The organism is Pedobacter sp. AC212 (assembly GCF_979258625.1).
This window is the reverse complement of the sequence record NZ_OZ409870.1, coordinates 1,023,791-1,035,697: the sequence shown is the minus strand read 5'-3', so window position 1 is coordinate 1,035,697 and position 11,907 is coordinate 1,023,791. Positions and strand designations below refer to the sequence as shown.

7 protein-coding genes are annotated in these 11,907 nt (G+C 37.9%); 1 reads left to right on the top strand and 6 read right to left on the bottom strand.

The genetic code is table 11. The features are described from left to right. From ACZZZC_RS04550 to ACZZZC_RS04540, 3 genes are all read right to left on the bottom strand, one after another. The gene (locus tag ACZZZC_RS04550) at positions 1-3,030 is read right to left on the bottom strand and encodes a TAT-variant-translocated molybdopterin oxidoreductase (protein ID WP_463485031.1); all 3,030 of its coding nucleotides are present in this window, start codon (positions 3,028-3,030) and stop codon (positions 1-3) included. Positions 3,031-3,078: 48 nt separating this feature from the next. Next, a complete protein-coding gene (locus ACZZZC_RS04545; protein WP_463485030.1) occupies positions 3,079-4,377 on the bottom strand; it encodes a c-type cytochrome in 1,299 nt (432 codons plus the stop codon). Between the two features lie 254 nt (positions 4,378-4,631). Next, positions 4,632-5,612, bottom strand: a complete 981-nt coding sequence (locus tag ACZZZC_RS04540; RefSeq protein WP_025144047.1) for a deoxyhypusine synthase family protein — start codon at positions 5,610-5,612, stop codon at positions 4,632-4,634. A gap of 727 nt (positions 5,613-6,339) precedes the next feature. Here ACZZZC_RS04540 and ACZZZC_RS04535 point away from each other — a divergent pair. Next, the gene (locus ACZZZC_RS04535; protein ID WP_463485029.1) at positions 6,340-7,467 is read left to right on the top strand and encodes a BamA/TamA family outer membrane protein; all 1,128 of its coding nucleotides are present in this window, start codon (positions 6,340-6,342) and stop codon (positions 7,465-7,467) included. Between the two features lie 89 nt (positions 7,468-7,556). Here ACZZZC_RS04535 and ACZZZC_RS04530 read toward each other — a convergent pair whose 3' ends face one another. The 3 genes from ACZZZC_RS04530 to ACZZZC_RS04520 all read right to left on the bottom strand — a co-directional run bounded on the left by ACZZZC_RS04530 (position 7,557) and on the right by ACZZZC_RS04520 (position 11,862). Next, positions 7,557-9,866 (bottom strand): outer membrane beta-barrel protein, encoded by a 2,310-nt coding sequence (locus ACZZZC_RS04530; RefSeq protein WP_463485028.1) that lies wholly within the window; start codon positions 9,864-9,866, stop codon positions 7,557-7,559. An 80-nt stretch (positions 9,867-9,946) separates the two neighbouring features. After that, a complete protein-coding gene (locus ACZZZC_RS04525) occupies positions 9,947-11,497 on the bottom strand; it encodes an N-acetylmuramoyl-L-alanine amidase (RefSeq protein ID WP_463485027.1) in 1,551 nt (516 codons plus the stop codon). Next, positions 11,494-11,862 carry a BlaI/MecI/CopY family transcriptional regulator gene (locus ACZZZC_RS04520; RefSeq protein ID WP_463485026.1) on the bottom strand — a complete coding sequence of 123 codons (369 nt, stop codon included), beginning with the start codon at positions 11,860-11,862 and terminating at the stop codon, positions 11,494-11,496. Before ACZZZC_RS04520 ends, ACZZZC_RS04525 begins: the two co-directional genes overlap by 4 nt. Positions 11,863-11,907: the final 45 nt, after the last annotated feature.

Genomic DNA, 11,907 nt, shown 5'->3' with positions numbered 1-11,907 from the left:
TTACGCTTGTACTGTTGTATCTGTGTTTCTAATTTTTGTCATGTATCCGATACCTGGTTTCACGTTGATTTCTTCTAATACGTAGTAGATACGCTCAGAACGTAATGCTTTTGAAACCTCTGAATTTGGATCGTTTGAATCACCAAATATGATTGCATTTGCTGAACAAGCTTCCTGACAAGCCATTTTGATATCGCCATCTTTTAATGGGCGTTTCTCTAATTTAGCTTGTAACTTTCCACCCTGAATACGTTGGATACACATTGAGCATTTCTCCATTACACCACGAGAACGGGTAGTAACATCAGGATTCAATACCAATTGAGTAAACTCATTATTTAAGTAGTTATCGAAACGTGAATCATTCCAGTAGTTAAACCAGTTAAAACGACGAACTTTATACGGACAGTTATTCGCACAGTAACGTGTACCTACGCAACGGTTATAAGCCATATGGTTTAAACCATCACTTGAGTGTACAGTTGCCAATACCGGACAAACTGTTTCGCAAGGTGCGTGATCACAGTGTTGACACAACATTGGTTGGTGAACCACAGAAACGTGATCTAAATCTTCCAATTTAGCAATCTCTTTTTCTTTGGTTACATCACCATCTTTGGTTTCGTAGCTATAGTAACGATCAATACGAATCCAGTGCATTTCACGACGACGGCGAACCTCATCACGACCCACTACAGGAATATTATTTTCTACATTACAAGCAACAATACAAGAACCACAACCTGTACAAGCATTCAAATCGATTGCCATTACCCAGTTGTTACCTGGTTTCTCATAAGCATCCCAAAGATCATAATCTTTGTGTTCACCTTTGTGGTTACCAGCAGAAGCATCTTTCAAATATTCTTTGAATGTAGCTTCTTTGATTACAGCACGACCTTCGAAAGAGTGGTGAGTTTGTGTTTGAGCCAATTCATAGTAACCGCCTGTTGGGGTAATGGTTACATTGCTGGCATATTGCATTGTTCCGTTTAGGAAAGAGATAAAAGGGAAAGCATTTTTACCTACCTCGTTACCAGCTTTACCAACTTTAGTACGGCCATAACCTAACGCGATAGATGCTGTTCCTTGTGCTTGTCCTGGCTGGATCAATACCGGAAGATCTACAGAATGTCCATTGCTACCTTTTACAGTAACTACATCAAATTCCTTAACCTTTAATTTTTCCGCGAATTTTGGTGCAAGTGCAACATAGTTATCCCAGGTTACTTTTGAAACCGGATCTGGTAATTCTTGCAAAAATGCATTGTTGGCGTTTTTACCATCACGCATTGGAACACTTTCGTAAACCTGCAATTCTACCTGGTCGCCACCTTTTGCTAAAGCTTTGCTGGTGCTTACGATTGACGTAGCAACTTGCGCTAATGATTGAGTGAAAGAATAACTACCAGCTGCTTTTGGAGCTACTGTAACTACACCTTTCTCTAAAACATCATTCCATTTTAAACCAATTGCTGGCAACATTTTGGTTTCCCAGTTGTTGCGAACAAATTGATAGTAATTTTTAACAGGAGCATCAGCCCAAACCAATAAACTCTCTTCTGCCTGACGGCTGTTGAAAACTGGATTGATGGTAGGTTGAACAATTGAATAATATCCTTCGTAAGCATTTGCATCACCCCACGACTCTAAATAGTTATGGTTAATTGCAATGGCATCACAAAGTGAAGCTGTTTCATCAGCTCTATCTGAGAAAGAGATTTTTGCAGGAACTTTAGCTAAAGCCTTAGTAAATGCATCAATATTCATGAAATCGTAAGCAGGGTTACTGTTTAAAAATAAAACAGCACCAACTTCACCACGACTCATTTCGGCAACTAGACCGTTAAATTCAGCATCGTTACCTGCATATAAATAGCAAGGATTATCTAAATCGATTGTAGTGCCATAACTTCCGATAGCGGAGTTAATAGCATTTACTAAAATTTGAGTAGAAACATCGTTAGAACCGCACACTACAAGGCCTTTACCTTTGTTTTGTACTAATTCTTTTGCTACCAATTTAATTACTTTATCAGCAGTGGTGTTGTTTCCAAGTGTACCTCCAGCTAAAGACTGACCAGTAATTGCATTATATAAAGCGATTAAAGCAGGTCCTTCTTCTGATAATTTAATCGGAACACGCGTATCAGCATTTGTACCCGTTAGGCTCATTCCACTTTCAAATTGAATGTGGCGGCTCATTTTTTTGTTTTCTAACGATTTGTAGTTACGGTTAGAAGTATATTGAGCTGTAAACTCTTCTCCGCTAATCCAGGTTCCTAAGAAATCGGCAGCGAAACTTACAATTAAGTCAGCTTTATCGAAGTTATATTTTGGCAATACTGCTTTACCAAAGCTGTTTTGGTTAGCCTGAATAATTCCGGTATAAGAAACCGCATCATACTGAACTAATTTAGCCGCTGGATATTTTGTAATAAACTGCGCTAAAACAGCATTTGTTGATGGACTGTTAACTGTAGAAGCAACTACGCGGATTTTCTTACCGCCTGCCTGTGCTTTTGCCAATTCGCTTTTTACAAAGCTATCTAACTTAGCCCAGGTAGTTTCTTCGTTTTTAAGAACTGGCGCTTTTAATTTCGATACATCATAAAGATCTAACACAGAAGCTTGCGCTCTTGCATCAGTACCGCGATAAAATTCGCCTGCATTAGGGTTTGGTTCAATTTTAATCGGACGACCCTCTCTTGTTTTAACTAAAATACTTTGGCCGTTAAAGCTCGAAGTATAATAGTTAGGAATACCAGGCGTAACCTCTTCAGGTTTTACCAGGTAAGGAATAGATTTATGAACCGGGGCTGTTTGACATGCTGCCAAAGTAACTGCACCTAAACCAAAACCTAACGCCTTTAAAAAGTCGCGGCGTGGGGTAACGGTACTTAACCCTGCTTCATTTAAAACATCTTCTATTGGAAGTGGCTCGGCGAATTCGTTTTTGCTATTCTTAACAAAATCGGGTGTATTATTATACTCCTCTAAGCCTTTCCAGTATTTTTTGTTGCTTTCCATTTAAGCTATATTACTGTTTATTCGAACGTTCTTACTAAACTCTATCTATTAATAGTGGCATTTACCACACTCTAAACCACCCAATAACGCTGGGGTAACTTTCTCGCCTTTTTTAATTTTCTCATGAGCTTCGATAACCTTAGCATAGAAAGCATTATTTTTCTGACCAGAAATATCTGTTTCCTTGTGACAGTTAATACACCATTTCATGGTTAATGGAGAATATTGGTAGATCTCTTCCATTGTATTAACCGGACCGTGACATGCGAAACATACAGGCTCTGTTGGTTGTAATCCTTTTGCTTTACGAATAGCATCTTCTGCAACTACTACGTGTTGAGAGTGGTTGAAGTAAGCAAAATCCGGAAGGTTGTGTACACGTACCCATTCCATTGGTTTCTCTTTGCTCTTATCGTATTGTTGTGTCTCAGGATCGTAACCTAAAGCATTGTAGATTTTTTTGATCTCTGGAGAAATCTCACCATCATAATTATCTCTTGCCTGAACAGCTTTGTGGCAGTTCATACAAACATTTAGTGATGGAATAGTAGCATTCTTAGATTTGAAAGCACCATTGTGGCAATACTGACAGTCGATTTGATTGATACCAGCGTGTAGCTCATGTGAGAATTTAATCGGCTGAACTGGTTGATAACCGGTGTGAACACCTGTGTTCCACATACCCATCCAACCCCAAGATCCTAAAGCAATTACCAAACACAAGATGAAGAACATCACGAACTTCTTGTTTTTGAACATTTTACGAACACCTACCTTTAACGGCACATCTTCTTCAATTTCAATACCTTGTTTCTGTAAGATTAAACGCTCTAGCAATTTAGATGCACGACCTAAAATTACCAGGATTAGAATACCTACCAATACAATAGCAACGATACCAGCGATCGATAAGCCAGATGTACCGCTTTCTCCAGCACCAGCTTTTGGCGCATTTGGATCAACAGCAGCTTTAGGCTCGCCTTCTTTGATGTATGCTAAAATGCTTTTAACTTTTTCCTCATCTAACTCAGGGAAAGAAGTCATCGCAACTTTACCATTTTCGTTAAATAATTTAACTGCTTCCGGATTGCCGGCAGCAATCATCCCTTGCGAATTAGGAATCCATTTTAATAAGAACTCTTCAGAGTGGCGATCACTCACCCCTGTTAAAGCAGGACCTACCAATTTGGCATCTAATGCATGGCATGATGAACATTTAGCTCTGAAAAGCGTTCTCCCCTCTTTAGCATCCTGAGCACTAACGGTTGAAACCGCCATTACAGTAACTGCTGAAAACACGAATAACGACTTCCAAACGCTTTTTAAAATCATCGAGATATCTCTCATAATGAACACTTTATACTTATTTAATTTACTTTTTGTTGTGAAATTGATGCCTGAACTGATGTAGCTCCACCAAAACTTGAACAAAAGTATAACTTATTAATAAATCCCATGACATAATAGTGACCGGAAATACAATTTATAATCATTCTAAACAAATGATGTTTCAGGCCACTCAGGCAATAAAAATGCCCATTTTTTGATCTTTATCTAAAATGGGCATCAAGCTTCAATTTTGTTTTATCAAAATGTTATTCTTATTGCTTTAATATCCAGGCAAACATCAGCGGTGCTACAATTGTTGCATCACTTTCTACGATGAACTTTGGTGTATTGATATCTAACTTACCCCAGGTAATTTTTTCATTCGGAACAGCTCCAGAGTAGGAACCGTATGAAGTTGTAGAATCAGAAATCTGGCAGAAATAGCTCCAGAAAGGAATATTTTCCATTTCCATATCTTGATATAACATTGGCACCACGCAGATTGGGAAATCACCAGCAATACCACCACCGATCTGGAAGAAACCAATTCCTTTACCACCGCTGTTTGCGATATACCAATCGGCTAACCAACCCATATATTCAATACCACCTTTTACAGTAGTCGCCGTTAGCTCTTTTTTCATTACGTAGGAAGCAAAAATATTGCCCATAGTTGAATCTTCCCATCCTGGAACCACAATTGGAAGATTTTTTTCAGCAGCAGCTAACATCCACGAATTTTTTGGATCAATTTCATAATATTGCTCTAAATCGCCACTTAAAAGCATTTTGTACATAAACTCATGCGGGAAATAGCGTTCGCCTGCTGCTTCAGCGTCCATCCAGATTTTTTGAATGTGTTTTTGCAAACGACGGAAAGCCTCTTCTTCAGGAATACAAGTATCAGTAACGCGGTTGTAATGGTTTTCTAATAAATCCCACTCATCCTGCGGACTCAAATCACGGTAGTTAGGCACACGTTTATAATGCGAATGCGCTACCAGGTTCATTATATCCTCTTCCAGATTAGCTCCTGTACAAGAAATGATAGATACCTTATCCTGGCGGATCATTTCTGCAAGCGAAATACCCAATTCAGCAGTACTCATTGCACCGGCTAGGGTAATCATCATTTTACCACCTTCATCCAAATGCGTTTCGTAGCCCTTAGCCGCATCCATCATCGCCGCAGCATTAAAATGGAGATAATTACGCTCCATAAACTGAGATATTGGTCCTCTAGTATTGCTCATTTTGTTATGTATTATTTTTCGCAAAAGTAGGCATTTAGCCCGAAAGGATAAAACATTAAAAGTATTTGGAGCTAGGAGTCAAAAGTTTGAAATTCATTGTGACACTCGTTAACAGTAATTCCGAACATCAAAAAAGATTAACGCAGAAACAATCAGCGATAATCACCTTAATCTGCGGGAGAAATTATTCCGCTTATAAGAATATAGTCTTTTTCCCATGGTCGGTGTCCCCACAGACCATTATCTGTTTGTCAGCGTTTCGGTCTGTAAAGACACAGACCGAGGCGTTAAAGTCCGTTTTGCTTAAAATTACAGCTTTGGTTGCTATTTTGGATAACAAAATCAATACTTATAACTTATTTTCCTTTCCCATGGTCTGTGTCCCCGCAGACCATTTCCTGTTTGTTTGCGTTTCGGTCTGTGAGGACACAGACCGAGGTGTTGAATTGATCAACCCTGTCTGCCGCAGGCAAGCAATGACGGAAATTAAAAACGTCAATGGTTAGCATGCCGAAGTATTTTTTTTGAAAAGCAGATGCTGCAATATTATTAAAGGCAGTCCGGCTTTTTGGTACAAGGCCCAACGAAAAGTTGGCCGCTTTCCCCGTTAATCCGGTTTAGGTGGCCCAGGCCTTGCTACTATTAAAAAATCCCAAGCCACTGTCATAAAACAGCTATCGCCCGTCAGTAAATAATTCTTAATAAAAAAATGAGTTAATTTGCGGCAATGAAAAAAGTTTATTTTCTCCTGGTTTTTGTGTTCCTATCTGGAAGTTCATTTGCTCAAATGAAATTGATAAAAAAGTTGCTATCAAACGAAAAAGATACTTTACGCAAAGCAAGCTTTTTGCCCATTCCTTCCTTTGGATATGCCCAGGAAACCGGTTTTCAGTTTGGTGTTGGTGCAATTGTGGGTTTTTATGCTGATCGGTTGGATACCACAAATCGTCCATCATCTTTAACCTTAAATCTGAACTACTCTACCTTGAAAGCTTACAATATGAGTTCGCTCATTGATATTTGGGGAAAAGGAAATAAGCTCCATTACATTGGCGAATTGCGTTTCAAACGCATGCCTTTTAATTTTTATGGCATTGGCAACAGCACCGAAGAAGCTAATGAAGATAAATTGATCCAGCAGCAGATTAAAGTTTTGCTTCAGGCAGAGAAACAGTTATTGCCAAAGGCCTATACCGGGGTTTCGCTAGGTTTTGAAAACTACAAATATAAGGATGTAGTTGCCGATGGAATTTTTAACAGCGACCCATATTATAATAATAGAACTGGTAGCGTTTTATATCTAGGTGTTTCGCAAAGTTATGACGCCAGGAATAATAACAACTACACCACCAAAGGCTTTTTCATCAGAGGTACGTATCAATATGCACCTGATATTTTTTCGGAGGGCAATTTTACAGGTAGCCAGATAAAAATTGATGTAAGGAATTTCTGGCGATTGAACAAAAGCTTCGCAGTAGGCGTACAAGGATTGTATAATACCGTGTTAGGCAGCAATACACCTGTTTATCTGTTACCACAAATTGGTAACGACGAAATGATGCGTGGCTACTATGGCGGGCGCTATCGCGATAAAAACTTATTGGCGGCGCAGGCGGAATTAAGGTACCGTTATAGCAGTCGTTTCGGCGCTACGCTATTTGGCGGAACCGGAACCGTTTGGGGTGTTGATGATTTCTCTACCGATTCTTTCAAGCCAAATTATGGCGCTGGACTTCGGTATTTCTTCGATCCGGAGAAAGGAATCAGCGTTCGTTTAGACTACGGAATTGGCGAGAAAAGACCAAATGAAAAGCGTCAAAGTGGATTTTACATCAGTATCGCGGAAGCGTTTTAATTGACCAACACATCTTTACGAGGAGGAACGACGCCGCAATCTAATTCAGCAACTGCAATTGTGGCAATGACTTTTGGTCAGTAATAAGTTTAATTGCTCCGCCTTCGCTCCTCTTCATTTCCTGATTTACGATCCGTTTGTTTCAGTTTCTCATTTCCGAAATTAAATCGGGCAGTGATTCGTAACTGTCTGGCATCGTAATAATTATTGTAATCTTGTTTAATGTTATTGATTAAACTGCTAAACCGATACCTATTGGATTTCAGCAAATCGTTTGCGCTTAACGATAGCTGAAGTTTTTTATTGAGCAGCAAGGTCTTCACTCCAAAATCTAAATTATACTGGCTTTTAATTTCATTTAACCCTTCAGCTGTCGGAAATTGAAACCAAAAATTAACATCTGCCAAAACAGTTTTGCTTTTATTTATGGTAAATTGATTTGAAGTAGAAAAGTATGCGCCCATTCTGCTCAAATTTGTTTGTGTTTGCAAAATTGCCGACTTCGATACATTGTAAAAAACATCAAACTGATTAATGGTTTGCCAATTTTCGAATGGGTTTGACACTAGAGAATTACTAAACTGGTAACTATATCCGGTGATGAAGTTTACGGGTTTAGTGGCTTGGGTATTTGAATTTACATCGATAAAATTCACATCAGCAAAACCATTAGTGGCACCGCTAAACGATAAAGTACTGGTGAGAGAACTTTTGTAAGTGTGCGAAAGCTCGATGTTGTGATTATAAGACGGCTGCAAAAACGGGTTACCTTCAGTATAAACATATTGATTGCTGTACCACCGAAATGGATTTAACTTGCGGTAGGCAGGTCGGTTAATTCTACGCCCATAATTAATGCTCCATGCACTTTGATTGCCAGCACGATAAGTTGCGTAGAAAGTAGGAAACAACTGCAGATAATTAGACTTTATTTTTTGATTAACTGAATTTCCATTTATCTGGGTGTATTCCGACCGCAAGCCAAGTTGAAAATCCCACTTTTTAATGGTCTCATTCACATTAGCATACAAGGCCTGAGTGTTTTCATGATAAATAAATAAATTGCTTTGATTCAAATCGACTTCATAAATATCATTCCGTTTTCTATAAAAAGCAATATCGCTTTCGTTCGTGATAAAACTAAGTTTGGTACCGAACGAAACTTTAAAATTTTTATAAGGCAAATCTACATCTGCTTTTAGCGTATAAAGTGCAATTCCTTGTTTGCTCGTTGATAAATATTCTGCAAATGATCCCGGTATTATAGCACCATCGCCGAAAAAACTCTGGTTATTGAAAGCCCGATTTTTATCGTCGGCAAAGGTAAACCAGTCAGCATTTATGGTAAGCTGTTTGCCTGTTGAATCGAAATTTTGTTTCAAAAACAGATTTGCAGAATGATAATGGGAGCTGATTTCTGCATTTGCATCAGAATTTAGGATAGAATCTAGCTGTTGATTGACGTTAGACACCCTGGTTTTTATATTCTCTTCCGAATGAAAATCTGTATAACCGCCATTGTACGCAGCACCAAGCATTGTTTTTTTGGAAATTTGATAATCCAATCCAATTTGCCCGCTTGGTACCGTTCTGAAATTCCGATCTTTGTTAACTACGTTCCAGCTTTGCGAAGGGTAGAAAATAGTACTTTGTTCAAATGGTACAATGGAACCTTTTCTGATGTTGAAGGTTGAATTAACGGCAATTTTATCTTTTCGATAACTCACATTTCCACCCATGGAAGCCGTTTGATGTGAAGCTTGCGTAAAAATCGTATTAACGGAACCTTTTAAACCTTCAGCTGTTGTTTTTTTTAGTACGATATTAATCAAGCCGTTATTCCCCTGTGCATCATACTTTGCCGGAGGATTGGTAATCACATCTATTTTCGAAATTTGATCAGATGGAATAGATTTGAGATAATTAGATAAGTCATCCTGACTCAGCTGTACCAATTTATCATTCACCATCACATTAACACCACCTTTGCCCACGAGTGAAACCTGATCATTTACTACCCGAACGCCTGGAACTTTGGACAATAATTCAAGCGCATCGCTACCGATTGCAGTCACGCTATTTTCTACGTTAAATATTGTTCGATCAATTCTTTTTTCCAATAAAGGCCTTTTTGAATTGATTTGAACATCGGCAAGCTCATTCGAAGCTGTTTCTAGTTTAACGTTAATGGAAGTGTCTCTTGATAATTGGATACTTTTCTGCTGTGTATTAAAGCCAACTGCCGAAAAGGTGATTAAATACTCGCCGCCGCTGATGTTTAAAAAAGAATAAATACCCAAGGTATCTGATTGGGTATATTTTAGCCTTTTAGCCACATCTATTAATTTTATCGAAACATTCGGCTGTGCATTGGTTTGTTCGGTTTCAATTTTACCCAATAAATTAAATTGGGCTTTTGCTTGAAAAGCAAACAAAGATAGAAGACCACTGAACATGAAATTTCGAACTAGCATAATCTTTAACAACCTCGTTTTGAGAACATGACAAACCCATCTAATATTAAATTACTGATTTTACGAAGGTTGCTTTCCTGAGTGATAAAATCCAGACTTTTTTGATCGGTAATATTCCCTAATTCAATCAAAACTGCTGGCGTTTTGGATTCTCTTAACAACAACAAACTTGCATCTTTAAGAGAATCTTGAACTGGCGTCCCCTTCACTTGTTTAAGTTTTTCTAAGATATTTGCGCCTAGTTCTTCTGCTATTTTAATGTTCTTATTTAATTTCGAAACATAAACCTCTATGCCGCCGAAGGCCACGGGACCATTTTTAGGCATTGCATTATGATGAATAGATATAAAAGCAGTAGCAGGTTGAACAGGTAATCGATCGCGAAGCGATACATACTCATCACTACTTCTGGTTAACCGAACTTTGATGCCTCGTTTGGCAGCCTCTTCTTTTAAAATGTTTACGGCTCTCAAATTCATGTCTTTTTCCCTTTGCCCATCCAGGGCAACCGAAGCTGCATCTCTGCCTCCATGTCCTGCATCAAGAACCAATACCACTTCTGCTTCGTTGAATGCAGATTTCGCATTTGGATCTAAAACTATTGCTGTTTTGAAATAATCTTGCTTGTAAACCTTAACATGAGTAAAATAATTTCCATTTTCTGCCACATTTTTTGTTACAATAACTTCTTTACGGTTTACAAAGGCTAATAAGCAAAGCGCAATTATTGGAATAAATGAAAAGTAAATGAGCTTTTTCATATTGGAGTTTGGTTTTTTGTAAAACATCATAATTCTTTTCTTTAATGGCAGTTTACTAAAACTATGCGCCAACAGCGTACTTGAAGGCATGGCCAAATTCAACAATAAAGATGCATAAGCCTTTTTATCAGCGGTTTTTAGTGTTTCCTGATCAGCCAAAAACTCGTGATTATGATCGATCGCATTTCTCCAGAAATAAATGATGGGATTGAACCATAAAATACAGACTGCTAAATTTACCAGGATCTTGTCTACAGCGTGGCCTTGTGTTACATGAGCCGACTCGTGCTGAACTACCAAATCTCTTTCATTTTCTATTAAGCTTTCATCGATAATGATTTGATTTAAAAAGGAGCAATTTTTTATTTGTGCATCAGGTTTAACCAGAATAAGTTTACCATTTTGAAAGGATTTGTATTTTGTGATAGAACGCTGAACGATACCCATCATAATAACCATTCGTAAAATTAATGCCAGCAAAACGGCACCATACACATAAGATACTAACTGACTCCAATGAATTGGCAAATCACTCATTGGCTGATTATCATCAAAATCTTGTTCAAAAGCAGCTTCATTGCTATAAGCTACCTTAACTGGTGTTTCTTGCTGATTGATCGAAATTTCCCTTGTACTTTCTACTGTTAAAGCCGGAATGACGAAACTAAAAAGCAATGCAGTTAATAAGAATAAACGGTTAAGTTTAAAGAAAGTAAGTTTCGATAACAAAAAATGATAGGCTATGAAGAGGATAACCGTACAAGCCGAAACTTTTAGTAAATACAGTAAAATCATGATTTTTGATTTTGGTGAATGATCTTTTGGATTTCTTCTATATCGCTTTCACTCAATTTTTCTTCTTTAACCATAAAGGATAATAAACTGGCTGGTGAATTATCAAAATAGCCAGAAAACAGTTTAGAAAATGTTGTCTTGGCATAATCATCTTTATCGATGGCAGGAAAATACTCATAGGTTTTTCCATAAGCTTTATAGTTTACATAACCTTTCTTTTCTAAAAGCCTTACGATAGATGAAATAGTATTATATGGTGGTTTTGGTTCGTCATCCAGCTCATCGATAATATTTTTTACGAAAGCTTTCTTTAGCTTCCATAAAACCTGCATAATCCGCTCTTCCGTTTTGGTTAATTCTTCCATACCCAAATTTATAACTTATTTTTCAGTTATACAACTATAAAATAA